General features: G+C 64.8%; 15 protein-coding genes. 7 read left to right on the forward strand and 8 right to left on the reverse strand.

Annotated features, from left to right (window positions below):
- Positions 1 to 8 precede the first annotated feature (8 nt).
- Positions 9 to 539 carry a hypothetical protein gene (locus IVA96_RS15355; protein ID WP_247281237.1) on the forward strand — a complete coding sequence of 177 codons (531 nt, stop codon included), beginning with the start codon at positions 9 to 11 and terminating at the stop codon, positions 537 to 539.
- 258 nt (positions 540 to 797) lie between these two features.
- Here the strand turns inward: IVA96_RS15355 and IVA96_RS15360 are convergent, their stop codons facing one another.
- Both IVA96_RS15360 and IVA96_RS15365 read right to left on the reverse strand, forming a co-directional pair.
- Positions 798 to 1,388, reverse strand: coding sequence for a DUF4337 domain-containing protein (locus tag IVA96_RS15360; protein WP_247281236.1), 591 nt, complete (start codon positions 1,386 to 1,388; stop codon positions 798 to 800).
- 83 nt (positions 1,389 to 1,471) lie between these two features.
- On the reverse strand, positions 1,472 to 2,437 hold the full coding sequence (locus IVA96_RS15365) for a tyrosine recombinase XerC (RefSeq protein WP_247281235.1): 966 nt from the start codon (positions 2,435 to 2,437) through the stop codon (positions 1,472 to 1,474).
- Positions 2,438 to 2,561: 124 nt separating this feature from the next.
- Here IVA96_RS15365 and IVA96_RS15370 point away from each other — a divergent pair, with 124 nt between their 5' ends.
- On the forward strand, positions 2,562 to 4,772 hold the full coding sequence (locus IVA96_RS15370) for a primosomal protein N' (protein ID WP_247281234.1): 2,211 nt from the start codon (positions 2,562 to 2,564) through the stop codon (positions 4,770 to 4,772).
- A gap of 265 nt (positions 4,773 to 5,037) precedes the next feature.
- Here the strand turns inward: IVA96_RS15370 and IVA96_RS15375 are convergent, their stop codons facing one another.
- Positions 5,038 to 5,544: a septal ring lytic transglycosylase RlpA family protein gene (locus tag IVA96_RS15375; protein WP_247281233.1), complete on the reverse strand. Its 507-nt coding sequence runs from the start codon at positions 5,542 to 5,544 to the stop codon at positions 5,038 to 5,040.
- A gap of 637 nt (positions 5,545 to 6,181) precedes the next feature.
- Between IVA96_RS15375 and IVA96_RS15380 the strand changes: the two genes are divergently transcribed.
- The 5 genes from IVA96_RS15380 to IVA96_RS15400 all read left to right on the forward strand — a co-directional run bounded on the left by IVA96_RS15380 (position 6,182) and on the right by IVA96_RS15400 (position 11,339).
- On the forward strand, positions 6,182 to 6,742 hold the full coding sequence (locus tag IVA96_RS15380) for a F0F1 ATP synthase subunit delta (protein ID WP_247281232.1): 561 nt from the start codon (positions 6,182 to 6,184) through the stop codon (positions 6,740 to 6,742).
- On the forward strand, positions 6,742 to 8,271 hold the full coding sequence (gene atpA, locus IVA96_RS15385) for a F0F1 ATP synthase subunit alpha (protein WP_247281231.1): 1,530 nt from the start codon (positions 6,742 to 6,744) through the stop codon (positions 8,269 to 8,271). The genes IVA96_RS15380 and atpA overlap by 1 nt, the downstream gene beginning before the upstream one ends.
- Positions 8,272 to 8,448: 177 nt before the next feature.
- Positions 8,449 to 9,324: a F0F1 ATP synthase subunit gamma gene (locus tag IVA96_RS15390; protein WP_247281230.1), complete on the forward strand. Its 876-nt coding sequence runs from the start codon at positions 8,449 to 8,451 to the stop codon at positions 9,322 to 9,324.
- Positions 9,325 to 9,376: 52 nt separating this feature from the next.
- Complete coding sequence (atpD, locus tag IVA96_RS15395; RefSeq protein ID WP_247281229.1) at positions 9,377 to 10,819, forward strand: F0F1 ATP synthase subunit beta; 1,443 nt, start codon at positions 9,377 to 9,379, stop codon at positions 10,817 to 10,819.
- A gap of 112 nt (positions 10,820 to 10,931) precedes the next feature.
- Positions 10,932 to 11,339: a F0F1 ATP synthase subunit epsilon gene (locus tag IVA96_RS15400; RefSeq protein ID WP_247281228.1), complete on the forward strand. Its 408-nt coding sequence runs from the start codon at positions 10,932 to 10,934 to the stop codon at positions 11,337 to 11,339.
- A 315-nt stretch (positions 11,340 to 11,654) separates the two neighbouring features.
- Here the strand turns inward: IVA96_RS15400 and IVA96_RS15405 are convergent, their stop codons facing one another.
- The 5 genes from IVA96_RS15405 to IVA96_RS15425 all read right to left on the reverse strand — a co-directional run bounded on the left by IVA96_RS15405 (position 11,655) and on the right by IVA96_RS15425 (position 16,864).
- Complete coding sequence (locus IVA96_RS15405) at positions 11,655 to 12,152, reverse strand: RNA pyrophosphohydrolase (RefSeq protein ID WP_247281227.1); 498 nt, start codon at positions 12,150 to 12,152, stop codon at positions 11,655 to 11,657.
- Positions 12,153 to 12,216: 64 nt separating this feature from the next.
- Positions 12,217 to 12,723 (reverse strand): RNA pyrophosphohydrolase, encoded by a 507-nt coding sequence (locus tag IVA96_RS15410; protein WP_247418099.1) that lies wholly within the window; start codon positions 12,721 to 12,723, stop codon positions 12,217 to 12,219.
- An 80-nt stretch (positions 12,724 to 12,803) separates the two neighbouring features.
- Complete coding sequence (locus IVA96_RS15415; RefSeq protein ID WP_247281225.1) at positions 12,804 to 14,045, reverse strand: divergent polysaccharide deacetylase family protein; 1,242 nt, start codon at positions 14,043 to 14,045, stop codon at positions 12,804 to 12,806.
- A 144-nt stretch (positions 14,046 to 14,189) separates the two neighbouring features.
- On the reverse strand, positions 14,190 to 15,545 hold the full coding sequence (locus IVA96_RS15420) for a S41 family peptidase (RefSeq protein ID WP_247281224.1): 1,356 nt from the start codon (positions 15,543 to 15,545) through the stop codon (positions 14,190 to 14,192).
- Entirely contained in the window at positions 15,542 to 16,864 is a 1,323-nt protein-coding gene (locus tag IVA96_RS15425) for a peptidoglycan DD-metalloendopeptidase family protein (RefSeq protein WP_247281265.1), read from the reverse strand. Before IVA96_RS15425 ends, IVA96_RS15420 begins: the two co-directional genes overlap by 4 nt.
- Between the last annotated feature and the right edge of the window lie 12 nt (positions 16,865 to 16,876).

Genomic DNA, 16,876 nt, shown 5'->3' on the forward strand with positions numbered 1-16,876 from the left:
GACAACACATGCTGCGCCGCCTTCTTCAACCGGTCTGGGTCCTGCTTGCGATCGTCTTCCTGATCGAAGCCTGGCTGTGGGACCATCTCGAGCCGATCGTTGCAAAAGTCGTCGCGGCGATCCCGCTCGCGCGCTTCAAGCAATGGCTGACGGAGCGCGTCGATGCGCTATCGCCGGCCATGACGCTGATCGTGTTTGCGGTCCCGATCATCCCGCTGTTTCCGCTCAAGCTGGTCGGCCTGTGGCTGCTCGCGCACGAATACTGGACGAGCGCGGTGTTCACCATCGTCTTCGCGAAGATGCTCGGCCTCGGCGTCACCGCCTTCGTGTTCGACGTGACGCGCCCCAAACTGTTGGAGATGCACTGGTTCGAGCGGCTCTACGAACTGGTGTTGAAGGTGCGCGCCAAGGCCGCCGCGCTGGTCGACCCGGTCAAGCGGCGCATCCGCGAGCTGATCGCCGGCAACGGCGAGGGATGGTCCTCCCGCACTCTCCGCCTGATCCAGCGCTTCCGCAAAAGCGTGCACGAAGCGCGATAGCTGCTCGCCTCATATTCGGTGCCATCTCCACAGACTCACTGTCATTGCCCGCGAAGGCGGGCAATCCAGTATCCAGAGACGTCGGTGATTGAACCGAGACGTCGCGGCGTACTGGATGGCCCGGTCCCGTCTCCGCCAAGGCTACGCCGGGGCCACAAGGGTACTCGGCCGGCCGGAGCTTTAGCCAAGGCGGCAAGCCGGGGCATGACAGCGGAATGTGTGGCGACGGATTCGCTGCGCCATCGTCACGCGCCGCCCTCAATGCAAATGCAATAGATGCGGCCACCACAGGCCGAGCGCGGTCATGATCAGACCGGCAATCGTCAGCACGCCACTGACATAGGCGAGCGCGAACATGCCGGTGATGATGGTGGCCGAGGCCAGCACGATGCCGATCTGGAAGGCGGCCGAGGCCAGCTCGAAGTGATGGTACTTCGCGGTCGCCTCGTCGCGATCGTGCTCGGCATGCTTGGCCTTCTCGGCGAGCTGCTCGGTGCCCTCGCCGGTCTCGGGCTCGGAGCGGTAGCGCTGCGCGGTCTTGGTCCAGTCGTCGACCTGTTTCTGCACCGTCGCCTTCATGGCCTCGTCGGTCGTGCCGCCCAGCGTCAGCTTGCCCTGTTCTGCCGCGGTCACCACCACGGTGCGGCGGATGCTCTTGGCCTGGAAGAACGCCCAGAGATTGGCAGCCTCGACGTTCTTGCTGATCGATTCGGTCTGGGCGCCCTTGCCCAGCGTTTCCGAGATCGCCAGGAACAGCGCCAGAACCGCGATCAGGAGCGCGATCTTCTTGTTCGAGCCGGACGCGTGTTCAGCGTGCTCGGCATGCTCCATGCTTTCATGTGCGCTCATGATGTCCCTCCTGCCTCGGTTCCCCACGATTGACCGAACCGCGTGCGCCGCGCAAGAGGCAAGCACGTTATGACGTCAGTGTGTCAGCGCCGCGGATGCGCGCTGGCATAGACTTCGAGCAGCCGCTCGGAATCGATGCCGGTATACACCTGTGTGGTCGAGAGCGAGGAATGGCCGAGCAATTCCTGAATCGCGCGCAGATCGCCGCCGCGCGAGAGCAGATGCGTGGCGAAGGAATGGCGGAGCGCGTGCGGGGTGGCGCTGTCGGGCAGGCCGAGCGCGCCGCGCAGCCGCTCCATCGCGAGCTGGATGATGCGGGGGCTCAAGGGCCCGCCGCGCGCGCCGACGAAGATCGGGCCCTCGGGGGGCAGCGGATACGGGCACATCGCAACGTATTCCTGCACCAGCGCGAGCACGTTTTGCAGCACCGGCACCATGCGGGTCTTGTTGCCTTTGCCGGTGACGACGAGCACGTCGCCCTCGCCCGGTCGCGGCACCTCGCGACGCTTCAGGCCGAGCGCTTCGGAGATGCGCAGGCCCGAGCCATACAGCAGCGCCATCACCGCAGCATCGCGCGCCAGAATCCAGGTCTCGCGTTCCTCGCCGGCGCGCTCGTCGGCATCGGCAAGCCGTTTGGCCGACGCCATCGGCAGCGGCTTTGGCAGGCTTTTTGCGACTTTCGGCGCGCGGATCGCGGAGAGCGCGCCGACCTTGCCCTTGCCTTCGCGCTCGAGGAAGCGGCCGAACGAGCGCAGGCCTGCGAGCGCGCGCATCAGCGAGCGACCGGCAATATCGTCGGCCCTGCGCATCGCCATGAAGGCGCGCACATCAGTGGCTTCCAGCGCGGCGAAGCGCTCAAGCGTGACGCGCTCGCCCCAATGGGAGCAGAGGAAATCCAGGCATTGCCGCAAGTCGCGGCCATAGGCCTCCAGCGTCTTCGGCGACAGCCGCCGTTCGGCGCCGAGATGCGACAGCCAGCGCGCCATCTCTTGCGCGACCGAGGGATCGGCGCTGGCGAGTTCGATGGATGGGGCGGCCGCTTTGCTCATGCACTCTGGACGTGGTGATTCCGCACAGTATATCGCATCACACCCGTTTATCGTTCGCTAAGGCCGCCCCAGGGCGCTAGCCTTGAGGCGTCCTAAGGTTCCGATTCTCCCTCCAAGCCAGCTCATGGATCATTCGTCGCGCAGCACGTCCGCCCCCGCCACTGCGACCCGCATGGTCGACGTGCTGGTGCCGGTCGCGCTCGACCAGACCTATTCCTACAAGGTGCCGCGCGGGATGGAGCTGAAGGCCGGCGATCTCGTCGGCGTGCCGCTCGGGGCGCGCGAGGTACTGGCCGTGGTCTGGGCCGAAAACGCCAATCCCGATCCGCGCCTGCATAACCGTCTCAAGGACGTCAGCGAGAAGCTCGACATCCCGCCTTTGAAGGGCGAGCTGCGCGCGGTCGTCGATTGGGTCGCCAATTACACGCTGAGCCCGCGCGGCATGGTGCTGCGCATGTGCCTGCGCATGGGCGAAAATCTCGGCCCTGAACGGATGCGCGCCGGCGTGCGGCTGGTTGGCGATCCGCCGAAGCGCCTGACGCCGGCGCGGCAGCGCCTGATTGCGGTGCTGTCGGACCGGCTGCTGCACGGCAAGTCCGAGGCCGCCAAGGAAGCGGGCGTCTCGGCCGGCGTGATCGACGGCCTCGTCGACGAAGGCACGCTCACGGTCGAACCGATGCCGCCGCCTCCGCCGCCGCCGGCACCCGATCCGGATTTTGGCCGGCCGGATTTCACACCGCTCCAACGCGCGGCGGTCGATACGATGCGCGCGCTCGCGGCCAACGGCACCTTCCACGTCGCGCTGCTCGACGGCGTCACCGGCTCGGGCAAGACCGAGGTTTATTTCGAAGCCGTGGCGGAAGCCATTCGTCGCGGAAAACAGTCGCTGATCCTGATGCCGGAGATTGCGCTCACCGGCCAATTCCTCGACCGCTTCGCGCAGCGCTTCGGCGTTCGGCCGCTGGAGTGGCATTCGGAGCTGACGCCGCGCACCCGTGCGCGCAATTGGGCGGCGATCTCCGCGGGCAGCGCGCCGGTCGTGGTCGGCGCGCGCTCGGCGCTGTTCCTGCCTTATGCCAATCTCGGCCTCATCGTCGTCGACGAAGAGCACGACCAGGCCTACAAGCAGGACGATGGCGTGCATTACCACGCCCGCGACATGGCGGTGGTGCGCGCGCATATCGCCAAAATACCGGTCGTGCTGGCCTCCGCGACGCCCTCGGTCGAGTCCGAGGTCAATGCGCGCAAGAACCGCTATCAGCGCATCGCGCTGCCCTCGCGCTTCGGCGGCCAGCACATGCCGCATATCGAGGCGATCGATCTCCGCCGCGAGCCGCCGGCGCGCGGCCGCTTCATCTCGCCCCGGCTTGCGGGCGAGATCAAGATCGCGATCGAGCGGCGCGAGCAGGCTCTCTTGTTCCTCAATCGCCGCGGCTATGCGCCGCTGACGCTGTGCCGTGCCTGCGGCCATCGCTTCGCCTGCACCATCTGCGATGCCTGGCTGGTCGATCACCGCTTTCGTCAGCGCCTCGTCTGTCATCACTGCGGTTTCTCGATGCCGCGCCCGCACGTCTGCCCGAACTGCTCTGCGGAGGAATCGCTGGTCGCCGTCGGCCCAGGTGTCGAGCGCTTGCAGGAGGAGGCGGCCGCGCTGTTCCCGGACGCGCGCACCATGGTGCTGTCGAGCGATCTCATCACCTCGATCGAGACGATGCGCAGCGAGCTTGCCGAGATCGCGGAGGGTCGTGTCGACATCATCATCGGCACGCAGCTCGTCGCGAAGGGGCACAATTTCCCGCGGCTCAATCTGGTCGGCGTGGTCGATGCGGATCTCGGCCTCTCCAACGGCGACCCGCGCGCGGCAGAGCGCACCTGGCAATTGCTCAACCAGGTGATAGGCCGCGCCGGACGCGAGCAGGGCCGCGGCGTCGGCTATCTCCAGACCCACCAGCCCGATCATCCCGTGATGAAGGCGCTGATCGCCTGCGACCGCGAGGCCTTTTACGACAGCGAGATCGACCTGCGCGAGAAGACGCTCTATCCGCCGTTCGGCCGGCTCGCCAGCCTGATCATCTCGGCAGGCGACCGGCCGAGCGCGGAAGGCTTTGGCCGCTGCCTGGTGGCGCTGGCGCCACGAGACGAGCGCGTGGTGGTGCTGGGGCCGGCGGAAGCACCGCTCGCGGTCATCAAGGGCCGCTACCGCTTCCGCATCCTGGTGAAATCGGCGCGCGGCTTCGATCTGTCGGATTATCTGCGGAACTGGCTCGCCGTGTGCCCGAAGCCGACGGGCAATCTCAAGCTCGAGGTCGACGTCGATCCGCAGAGCTTTTTGTAGGCGCTGTGCGCACTCTTTCCACGTCGTTGCGAGGAGCGAAGCGACGAAGCAATCCAGAGTCTTCCCGCAGAAAATTTTCTGGATTGCTTCGCTGCGCTCGCAATGACGGCGCGGGAGGGGTGCGCGCCTCCACCCTCGTTGCGCGCCCCAGAATGACGGCGACGCCAACAAAAAAGCCCGCGGTCCCCCAAGACCGCGGGCTTGCTTCACGCGCGCATCAAACTGATGAAAACTGCGCGGCTGAGATGAGGCGCTGGTTCGCGCGTTAGGAGACGACTTCCGCGGTGACGCGGCCGACGCCGGCGCCGGTCAGGCCGATGGCGCGGGCAGCGCCGGTGGAGAGGTCGAGCACGCGGCCGCGAATGAACGGGCCGCGGTCATTGATGGTGACGATGACGCTCTGCCCGCCATGGGTGACGCGCAGCTTGGTGCCGAACGGCAGCGAACGGTGCGCGGCGGTCATGGCGTTCTGGTTGAAGCGCTGGCCCGAAGCAGTCTTGCTGCCGGATTCGTTGCCATAATAGGAGGCGATGCCGGAGAAGCTGCGGCCCGTGCCCGACGACGGCGTCATCGACGCATTGGCGTTGCGCCAATCGGAGCTCGCGTTGGTATCGTTCTGGGCGTGGTGGCGGTGATGATGATGGTGATGCCGGTGATGTCTGGATTTGGCGGAAGCCTCGGTGGCAGTTCCACCGATGAAGAGAGTTGCGGCAACAAAAGCGATCGCCGTGCGCGGCCGGGTCGCAAAGCCCAGCGTCTTCAAAGACAGCATTTAGTGGTCCCTAAGCTAGTATTGCCACATATGTGGCTAGTGGAGCCCCCATCAGTTTGTGAGCGGTATGGCGTTTCCTTTCGCAATGCGGCGTGAATTGGGCAGTAAATCCGCTCTGTGTCGTCATGAAACATCTTGTTACCTGTGCCGATATTCGGTCGATGTTCCGCAATCCTTTGTTTTATCAATTCATTAACTAATCGATTACTTGGGAATACTGTAAAATGAAGTCATTTTCGCCAGCGTTTAGAATTGGGTAAGTATTCGGCTAATGGAACTGACGCGGCGGGATTCACGCCTTAGCGATCCGTGTTCATGGCCGGTATGCGCTAAGGGCAGGAACGAATGGGTGCCGAGCCGCCGCGAGGCTCACGGCAATTCCGTGATGCGGGAGCTCATCGTCACGCCATCGTGGCGTGCGACGAACTGGCGACAGATCCTCATGCCTTTAATTTGGCGTCATGTTGCACCTGCGCGCCTGCTATGTTAGCAAAGCCGCGATTTTAACGAGCCCGGCACCTCCCGTGCTGTTCGAAAAATCGAAGTCCCGCTTGAATTCCAAGGGCTTGGATCGCTAGGCGCCGCTTCGTGGCGACGGTTTTTCCCTTGCGAGTTTGACAGCAAAAAGAGCGCGTCTGTGGCTGCAGAAGATACGTCCGTTTCCGGTGTGTCCGGCCGTTATGCAACGGCCTTGTTCGAACTGGCCCGCGACCAGAAAGTGGTCGACGAAGTCAAAGCCGATCTTGAGAAATTCGAGGCCCTGCTGACCGAGAGCGCCGATCTCAATCGCCTCGTCCGCAGCCCGGTGTTCGCGGCTGACACCCAGTCCAGGGCCTTGTCGGCCGTCCTGACCAAGGCCGGCATCGCCGGCATCTCCGCCAATTTCCTGAAGGTGCTGACCGCCAACCGCCGCCTGTTCACGGTGTCGGACGTCATCCGCGCCTACCGCGCCCTCGTCGCCAAGTTCAAGGGCGAGACGACGGCCGATGTCACCGTCGCGGAAACGCTCTCGGGCAAGAATCTCGACGCCCTCAAGGTTGCCCTGAAGTCGGTGACCGGCAAGGACGTCGCGCTGAACGTGAAAGTCGATCCCTCGATCATCGGTGGCCTTGTCGTCAAGCTGGGCAGCCGCATGGTTGATAGTTCGCTTCGCACCAAACTCAATTCGATCAAGCACGCGATGAAAGAGGCAGGCTGATGGACATCCGCGCCGCGGAAATTTCCGCGATCCTCAAGGACCAGATCAAGAATTTCGGCCAGGAAGCTGAAGTCTCCGAAGTCGGACAGGTGCTGTCCGTCGGCGACGGTATCGCCCGCGTCTACGGTCTGGACAACGTCCAGGCCGGTGAAATGGTCGAGTTCGAGAACGGCACCCGCGGCATGGCGCTGAATCTGGAGACCGACAACGTTGGTGTCGTTATTTTCGGTGCCGACCGCGAGATCAAGGAAGGCCAGACCGTCAAGCGCACCCGCGCCATCGTGGACGCGCCGGTCGGCAAGGGCCTGCTCGGTCGCGTCGTCGACGCGCTCGGCAATCCCATCGACGGCAAGGGCCCGATCCAGGCCGACAAGCGCATGCGTGTCGACGTCAAGGCGCCCGGCATCATTCCGCGCAAGTCGGTGAACGAACCGATGGCGACCGGCCTCAAGGCGATCGACGCGCTGATCCCGATCGGCCGCGGCCAGCGCGAGCTGATCATCGGCGACCGCCAGACCGGCAAGACCGCGATCGCGCTCGACACCATCCTGAACCAGAAGCCGCTCAATGCGCAGCCGGACGAGAACATCAAGCTGTACTGCGTCTACGTCGCGGTCGGCCAGAAGCGTTCGACCGTTGCCCAGTTCGTGAAGGTGCTGGAAGAGCAGGGCGCGCTCGAATACTCGATCGTCGTCGCCGCCACCGCCTCGGATCCGGCACCGATGCAGTACATCGCGCCGTTCACCGGCTGCACCATGGGCGAGTACTTCCGCGACAACGGCATGCACGCGGTCATCATCTATGACGATCTGTCCAAGCAGGCCGTCGCCTACCGCCAGATGTCGCTGCTGCTGCGCCGCCCGCCGGGCCGCGAAGCCTATCCGGGTGACGTGTTCTATCTGCACTCCCGCCTGCTCGAGCGCGCGGCGAAGCTGAACAAGGACCAGGGCTCGGGCTCGCTGACCGCGCTGCCGGTCATCGAAACCCAGGCCAACGACGTGTCGGCCTACATTCCCACCAACGTCATCTCAATCACTGACGGCCAGATCTTCCTGGAAACCGATCTGTTCTTCCAGGGCATCCGTCCTGCGGTGAACGTCGGTCTGTCGGTGTCGCGCGTCGGCTCCTCGGCTCAGACCAAGGCCACCAAGAAGGTCGCCGGCAAGATCAAGGGCGAGCTCGCGCAGTACCGCGAAATGGCGGCGTTCGCGCAGTTCGGCTCCGACCTCGACGCCTCGACCCAGCGCCTGCTCAACCGCGGCTCGCGTCTCACCGAGCTCCTGAAGCAGCCGCAGTTCTCGCCGCTGAAGATGGAAGAGCAGGTCTGCGTGATCTGGGCCGGCACCAACGGTTACCTCGATCCGCTGCCGCTCAACAAGGTGCGCGCGTTCGAGGACGGCCTGCTCTCGCTGCTGCGCGGCAAGCACGTCGACATCCTCAACGTGATCCGCGACAGCCGCGATCTCTCCGACGACACCGCTGCCAAGCTGAAGTCGGTCGTCGAGGGCTACGCGAAGTCTTTCGCATAAGAAGGCCGTCAGGGCCGGGCTAAGGCGCGAAGCGCGTCTTCGCATCTAAAGTCCCGGCCAATCCACGCCTTCGCGTGGGTTATGAAGACGTGGATGCCCCGGGACAAGCCCGGGCATGACGATTGGGATAGGCTAGCGGCTTGATCGTAAGGGTCGAACCGCCGGGGTGAACGAAGAATGGCGTCACTTAAAGACATGCGCGTCCGCATCGCCTCCACCAAGGCGACGCAAAAGATCACCAAGGCCATGCAGATGGTCGCGGCGTCGAGATTGCGCCGCGCCCAGCAAGCGGCCGAAGCGGCGCGGCCCTATGCCGACAAGATGAGCGCGGTGATCGCCAATATCGCCAGCGCCGCCGCGGGCTCGCCCGGCGCGCCGGCATTGCTGGCCGGCACCGGCAAGGACCAGGTTCACCTGCTGCTCGTCTGCACCGGCGAGCGCGGCCTGTCCGGCGCCTTCAACTCCTCGATCGTGCGCCTGGCGCGCGAGCGCGCGCAGGCGTTGATCGCGCAAGGCAAGGAAGTGAAATTCTTCTGCGTCGGCCGCAAGGGCTATGAGCAGCTCCGCCGCCTGTTCGACAAGCAGATCGTCGAGCACATGGATCTGCGCAGCGTCCGCCAGCTCGGCTTCATCAATGCCGAGGACATCGCCAAGAAGGTTCTGGCGCGTTTCGACAACGGCGAGTTCGACGTCTGCACGCTGTTCTACGCGCGCTTCCGTTCGGTGATCGCGCAGATCCCGACCGCCCAGCAGATCATTCCGCTGACCGTGGAAGAAAAGGCGGCGAACGCGCCGGCGACATCCTATGAATACGAGCCGGAGGAGGACGAACTCCTCTCCCGCCTATTGCCGCGCAATATCGCGGTGCAGATCTTCCGCGCGCTGCTCGAAAACAATGCCTCGTTCTACGGCGCGCAGATGAGTTCGATGGACAACGCCACCCGCAACGCCGGTGAAATGATCCGCAAGCAAACCCAGATCTACAACCGAACCCGTCAAGCCCAGATCACCAAGGAGCTGATCGAGATCATCTCCGGCGCCGAGGCGCTCTGACGCACCAATTAAACGACGGTCGTTCAAGTACAGAATTTCGAAGGAGAGCTTCATGGCTACAGCAGCTAACCCGGTCGGTCGCGTCACCCAGGTCATGGGCGCCGTCGTCGACGTTCAGTTCGAAGGCCACCTCCCGGCCATTCTCAATTCGCTGGAAACCAAGAACGGCAATATCCGTCTGGTACTCGAAGTTGCGCAGCATCTCGGCGAGTCCACCGTGCGCACGATCGCGATGGACGTGACCGAAGGTCTGGTGCGCGGCCAGGAAGTGACCGACACCGGCCAGCCGATCGCGGTTCCGGTGGGCGCCGGCACGCTCGGGCGCATCATGAACGTGATCGGCGAGCCGATCGACGAAGCCGGCCCGATCCAGTCGGAAGGCAAGCGCGCCATCCACCAGGAAGCGCCGACCTACACCGATCAGTCGACCGAAGCTGAAATTCTCGTCACCGGCATCAAGGTCGTCGATCTCTTGGCCCCGTATGCGAAGGGCGGCAAGATCGGCCTGTTCGGCGGCGCCGGCGTCGGCAAGACCGTGCTGATTCAAGAGCTGATCAACAACGTCGCCAAGGCGCACGGCGGTTACTCCGTGTTCGCCGGCGTCGGCGAGCGGACCCGCGAGGGCAACGACCTCTATCACGAGTTCATCGAATCCAAGGTCAACGCCGATCCGCACAATCCGGATCCGAGCGTGAAGTCGAAATGCGCGCTGGTGTTCGGCCAGATGAACGAGCCGCCGGGCGCCCGCGCCCGCGTCGGCCTCACCGGTCTGACTGTCGCCGAGCACTTCCGCGACCAGGGCCAGGACGTGCTGTTCTTCGTCGACAACATCTTCCGCTTCACGCAAGCCGGCTCGGAAGTGTCGGCGCTGCTCGGCCGTATTCCTTCGGCGGTGGGTTATCAGCCGACGCTCGCCACCGATATGGGCGCGCTGCAGGAGCGCATCACCACCACGCAGAAGGGCTCGATCACCTCGGTGCAGGCCATCTACGTGCCGGCCGATGACTTGACCGACCCGGCGCCGGCGACCTCGTTCGCGCATTTGGACGCCACCACCGTGCTGTCGCGCGCGATCTCGGAAAAGGGCATCTACCCCGCGGTCGACCCGCTCGACTCGACCTCGCGCATGCTCTCGCCGCTCGTCGTCGGTCAGGAGCACTACGACACCGCGCGCCAGGTCCAGCAGGTGCTCCAGCGCTACAAGTCGCTGCAGGACATCATCGCCATTCTCGGCATGGACGAGCTCTCGGAAGAGGACAAGCTGACGGTGGCCCGTGCCCGCAAGATCGAGCGCTTCCTGTCGCAGCCGTTCCACGTCGCCGAAATCTTCACGGGTTCGCCGGGCAAGTTCGTCGACCTCGCCGACACCATCAAGGGCTTCAAGGGCCTGGTGGAAGGCAAGTACGACCACCTGCCGGAAGCTGCCTTCTACATGGTCGGCACCATCGAAGAAGCCGTCGAGAAGGGCAAGAAGCTCGCCGCTGAAGCGGCTTAAGCATTCTCATCTCGTCATCGCCGGGCTTGACCCGGCGATCCATCGAGAGCGTTTTGATGGATGGACCCGCGGGCCAAGCCCGCGGGTGACAAGCGGAAAAAACGGATAGCTCATGGCCACCTTTCACTTCGATCTCGTCTCTCCGGAAAAGCTCGCCTTCTCGGGCGAGGTCGACCAGGTCGACATCCCCGGCGTCGAGGGTGACTTCGGCGTGCTGGCGGGACATGCGCCGGTCGTCGCTGCGATCCGCCCCGGCATTCTCACCGTGACCACGGGCGGCAGGCACGAGAAGGTCATCGTGCTCGGCGGCCTTGCCGAAGTCTCTGAAAGGGGCCTGACTGTGCTCGCCGACGTCGCGACGTCGCTGGCCGAGCTCGATCGTGCGCAGTTCGCCGAGACGATCGCGGAGATGGAAGAGAATCTGAAGGAGCACGAAGGCAGCGAGCTCGATCACGCCATCGAGCGGCTGGACCACTTCAAGAGCATCCAGCACCAGCTCAACTCCACGGCTATGCACTAAGCCCCGGGGCACTGCTCCGGGGCTCAAGCCTAGAATTCGTGAACAGATTCAGCGCTCGTCACACCGTGGCGGGCGCTGAAGCTTTGCTGCACCGCGCCGTGCGCGCCTAGTTTAGCTGGCCCAATGCCGACGCAAATCGCGAAGGCACCGATGACGCCGCCGAGTGCCACGCGGCGATGGCGCCGATGTCGGCACCTTCACCATTCGATTGCGCTTTGCTGCCGATTCTACCCGACACTTCAAAGGCTTCACACTAACCACAGTGCATCGCGCCGAAGGTGCTCGGCTACTGTGCATGGGGTTGTTTTCGCAGTTTTAGTTTCCGAACCCCGCAAACTGCCGTGCCACGGCGCGGTAGACGTCGCGGCGGAACGGGACCACGAGGTCGGCGACGCGGTCGAGGCGCTCCCAGCGCCAGGCGTCGAATTCCGCCGGCTGGCCGTTCCGCGGCGTCAGCGGATCGATCTCGTCGTCACGCCCGGTGAAGCGCAGCGCGAACCATTTTTGGCGCTGGCCACGGAATTTCGCCAGCCGGTGCGTCTGCGGTCCGTCGTAAGGTGGGAATTCGTAGGTGAACCAGTCGGTCTCGCCGAGATAGTCGGCGCTGACGACGTTGGTCTCCTCCCAGAGCTCGCGCATCGCCGCATCGCGCAGATTCTCGCCCTCATCGACGCCGCCCTGCGGCATCTGCCAGTCGAGTCCCGGCAGGATGATCTCGGGCCCGTCGCCCTTGAAGCGGTGGCCGATCAGCACGCGGCCATTGGCGTTGAACAGGGCGATGCCCACATTGGGGCGGTAGGGCTTTTCCGTCACGCGTGCATCTTTCGCTGTCACTCCGCGCGATGGATTAGCACCGAACCTGGAACGGCAACTCGAATTATTGATCCGCCAGCGCGGAAAATTCCTTCACCACGCGTTCATAGACCGGACGCTTGAACGGGATGATCAAGCCCGGGAGGTTCTTCATCGGCTCCCAGCGCCAGCTCACGAACTCGGCCTTGTGGCCGCCACCGCCGGGCTTTTCGACATTGATCTCGCTATCCTTGCCGGTGAAGCGCACCGCGAACCATTTTTGGCGCTGGCCGCGGTAGCGGCCCTTCCAGGTGCGCCCGGCCACCGTGCGCGGAATGTCGTAGGTGAGCCAGTCCGGCACCTCACCGAGCCGCTCGACCGAGCGCACGCTGGTCTCTTCATAGAGCTCGCGCTTGGCGGCTTCCCAGGTGTCCTCGCCGGGATCGACGCCGCCCTGCGGCATCTGCCAGACATGGGCGTCGTCGACATGCTCGATGCCGCCGGCGCGGCGGCCGATGAACACCAGCCCCTTCGTGTTGATCAGCATCACACCGACGCAGGTCCGGTAGGGCAGATCCTCGTAACGCGCCATTCCGCCAGACCCCTCGCATGCTGTTGTCGGTAGGACCTGATGCGGCCCGCCGGGCACCCGTGCCGTACCAATTCGTTGATTTAGCTGGATTTTGATTTCAGCATCGCGGTTGTCAATGGCACCAAAAGGATACCCCGGTCGCCCAATGTCTTGGTCCAGACGCCGATGCGCTCGATCGAGACGGGCAGGGCCGAGGCAGTGCCGACAGCGGCGCCGCGCTCGCGCGCCGTCGCTTCGAGCTTGTTCAGGGCGCGGTCGATCTCGGTCGGCGTCGGCACCACGTCGATCGCGATGTCGCCCTTCCCGAACGGCATCGCTTGGTTGGCCGCGGCCTGGGACGCGATACTGCGGGGTGAGGAGCCGTCGTCGAAGAAGCCGAGCCCGCGCTTGGCCGCTTCGCGGATGATCGGCTGCATCGCCGGCTCGGTCGCGATGAAGCGAGCGCCCATGAAATTGGTGAGGCCGGCATAGCCTTGCATCCGGCTCAGGTGCCAGTACAGGCGGTCCATGTTCTGATCGGTGCTGAGCGAGGTCAGCAATGTTTGCGGCCCGGGATCGTTGTCGGGGAAGTCATAGGGCTCCATCGGGATCTGGAGGAAGACCTCGTGGCGCTGGGCGCGGGCCCGCTCGGCAAGCTTGCCAGGGTCGGACCCATAGGGTGTGAAGGCCAGCGTCACCGCAGGCGGCAGCTTCATGATCGCATCGGTGGTCTTGGCGGCGCCGACCCCCAGGCCGCCGATCACGATGGCGACCACCGGCATCTTTGCGGCCTTGGCGCGGTCGGCATCGGCCGCGTAGACGTTGAACGGCTTCAAGTCCCCGGCGACCACCGGGATCATGCCGTAGCGCGACTTCTCCAGCAGTTTTGGTTCGATCCCGGCCATAACAGGCGGCGGTGCCGAAGCCGCCCCGCCCTTGTCGGTGGCCTCGCCAGCGCCGATCACGACGTCATGGCGTGCGCCGGTGGAGCCGTCGATCATGGTGACGGTCTTCTGCTCACTGGGAGCGGCCTGCTTCGGCGTCTCCTTGGTCCTGCTGTCCTGACCGTGGCCGGCGGCGGCCGGCTTCTCTTCGGTAGCCTTGTCCGCTGTCTTGTCCGTTGTTGTGTCCGTTGTCTTGGGCTCGCGGATCGCGATCCGCATCATCGGCTCGCCGCCGAGCGGATCCTTGTTGAAGATGGCGAAGCCGGCAAAGGTGACCAGGAACAGGAGAAGCAGGACGGCAAGCAGCTGCATGGCCGTAAACGGCAGCCGCAGCCGGCGTTTCCGGCGCGGCTTGTCCTGTCCGAGCGGGGCGCTCAGATCATCGGCCGTTTCAGTCATGCGCGATCCCGAATCACTCGCAACGACGATACCACGCCGAGGTCAAGCGGCGGCAGGCCGGGATCGGCCGGGGGCATCAGGAGTTCCAAGCAAAAAGGGCGGCTTTTGCAGCCGCCCTTTGCAAGAAGTTCGTGTGAGCCGATTCTAGTTCGCCGCTTTGGGCTTGTCGGCGGCGGCCTTGTCGCCGCCCGGCGTCGGTGCGGCCGAGGCGCTGTTCTTGATGCCGTGGAGCAAATCGTCGGCAAGCTTGAGCGCCTTGTCGTCCTTGGCGTCCGGCGGGACGTAGGACTGCGAGCCGGTCTTCTCGTCGCCATCGTTCTTGAGGTGGCCGCGTAGCGACGCCTCGCCCTTGGTGTCGGTGCGGGACTTCAGCTCGTCCGGCACGTCCTGAAGCACTTCGATGTCCGGCACGATGCCCTTGGCCTGGATCGACTTGCCCGACGGCGTGTAGTAGCGCGCGGTGGTCAGCCGCAGTGCGCCGTTGCCGCTTCCGAGCGGAATGATGGTCTGCACCGAGCCCTTGCCGAACGAGCGCGTGCCGACGATGGTCGCCCGCTTGTGGTCCTGCAGCGCGCCGGCGACGATCTCGGAGGCCGAGGCCGAGCCGCCATTGACCAGCACGATGACCGGCTTGCCCTTGGTGAGGTCGCCCGCATGCGCGGTACGGCGCTGGGTCTCCTCGGCATTGCGGCCGCGGGTCGACACGATCTCGCCCTTCTCCAGGAAGGAGTCGGAGACGGTGACCGCTTCCTCCAGCAGGCCGCCCGGATTGTTACGGAGATCGATGATGTAGCCCTTCAGCTTGTCGCCGATCTGGTTCGAGAGATTGCCGATCTCGCGCTTCAGGCCTTCGGTGGTCTGCTCGTTGAAGGTGGTGATGCGGATATAGGCGATGTCGTCGGCTTCGACGCGCGCGCGCACCGAGCGCACGCGGATGTTGTCGCGCACCAAGGTGACGTCGAGCGGATTGTCCTGGCCCTTGCGGATGATCTTGAGCTTGATCTTGGTGTTGACCGGACCGCGCATCTTCTCGACCGCCTGGTTCAGGGTCAGGCCCTGCACCGCCTCGTCGTCGAGATTGGTGATGATATCGTTGGCCATGATGCCGGCGCGCGAGGCCGGTGTGTCGTCGATCGGCGAGACCACCTTGATCAGGCCGTCTTCCATCGTGACCTCGATGCCGAGGCCGCCGAACTCGCCGCGGGTCTGCACCTGCATGTCACGGAAGCTCTTGGCGTCCATGTAGCTCGAATGCGGATCAAGGCCGGTCAGCATGCCGCTGATCGCGGATTCGATCAGCTTGGTGTCGTCGGGCTTCTCGACATAGTCGGAGCGCACGCGCTCGAAGACGTCGCCGAACAGATTGAGCTGGCGATAGGTGTCCGCGGTGGCGGCTCGCGCGCTGGAGCCCATGAACACGGCGCGCGGTTGGGTCACGAACAGCGTCAGCGCCGCGCCGGTGGCCGCGCTGAGGAGGATTACTGAAGTCTTGCGCATCATCCGCGAACCTTCTCGCCTTCATTTGCGGCCCACCATGGGCCTGGATCGATTGGAGTGCCGTCTTTGCGGAACTCGACATACAGCACAGGTTGACTCGCGTTAGTGGCGAGAATGGAGGCGACCTGAGAGGTCGACCCCATGGTCGCGACCGGCTCCCCCGTGAGCACAAACTGTCCGATGTTGACCGAAATGCGCTCCATCCCGGCGATCAGGACATGATACCCGCCCCCGGCATTGAGGATCAAGAGTTGTCCATAGCTGCGGAAGGGGCCGGCATAGACCACCCAGCCGTCACACGGCGTTGTGACCTGAGAGCCGGGCTTGGTGGCCAGTGAAATGCCCTTCTGGACCCCGCCGATCCCGTCGGAACCACCAAAGTCCCTGATCTTGTTACCATTCACCGGAAGAGGCAGGAGCCCCTTTGCCGACGCGAAGGCAATCGCGGGCGTGGTCCGGGACCGGTCCTTGAAAGCGCCCGGGCCGGACTTGGCGCTGGCGGCCGCCTTCGCCTCGGCCTGCTTTGCCGCTTCGGCCGCCTTCTCAGCGGCCTTGGCGGCGCTTTGCAGATCCTGCTCCATCTTGGTGATCAGGCCCTGGAGATCGCCGACCTGCTTTGACAGCATGATCGCGCGCGAATTCTCGGCGTCGAGGTCCTTTTCCCGCGCCGCCTGCTGGCGCTGCCGCTCGTCGACCAAAGCAGTGAGCCGGCTCTGGTCGTTGCGAACCCGGTCGCGGTCGAGGGCGAGCTGGTCGCGTTCGGTGGCGATGTTCTTGCGCAGGGCGACGAGCTCGCCGAGGTCGCCGGCGATCTTCTCGGCGCGGCCGCGCAACTCCGGCACGACGGCGCCCAGCAGCATCGCGGTGCGCAGCGACTGCAGCGCATCTTCGGGGCGCACCAGCAGCGCGGGTGGCGTGCGCCTTCCGGCGCGCTGCAAGGCGGCCAGCACTTCGACGATGTCGGCGCGGCGCGAATCGAGCGAGGCGCGCATCTGTTGCTCGCGGCCGTTCAGCGTCCGCAGCCGGGCTTCGGCTTCGTCGATCTTGGTCTCGACGGTGCGCACATTGGCGGCGGTGTCGATCAGCTGCTGATTGAGTTGAGTGCGGTCCTGGCCGAGCGCGGTGATCTCGGCCTTGAGCTTGGCCTGCGCTTCCTCCGCGCTCTTCTGCCTGGCGCGCGCGGCCTCGAGCTCCTGCTCGCGCTGCTTGATTACATCGGGCGAGACAGCCGCGGTCTGCGGCGGCGTCGCCGTCTGAGCGTGCGCGAGGCTTGTGCCTGCGAGGCCAGTGATCAGCAGCAGGTTGAGAATCGGCGCACGCATCTCGTCGGCAAA

Source organism: Bradyrhizobium sp. 159, from assembly GCF_023073795.1.
Lineage (GTDB): Bacteria > Pseudomonadota > Alphaproteobacteria > Rhizobiales > Xanthobacteraceae > Bradyrhizobium.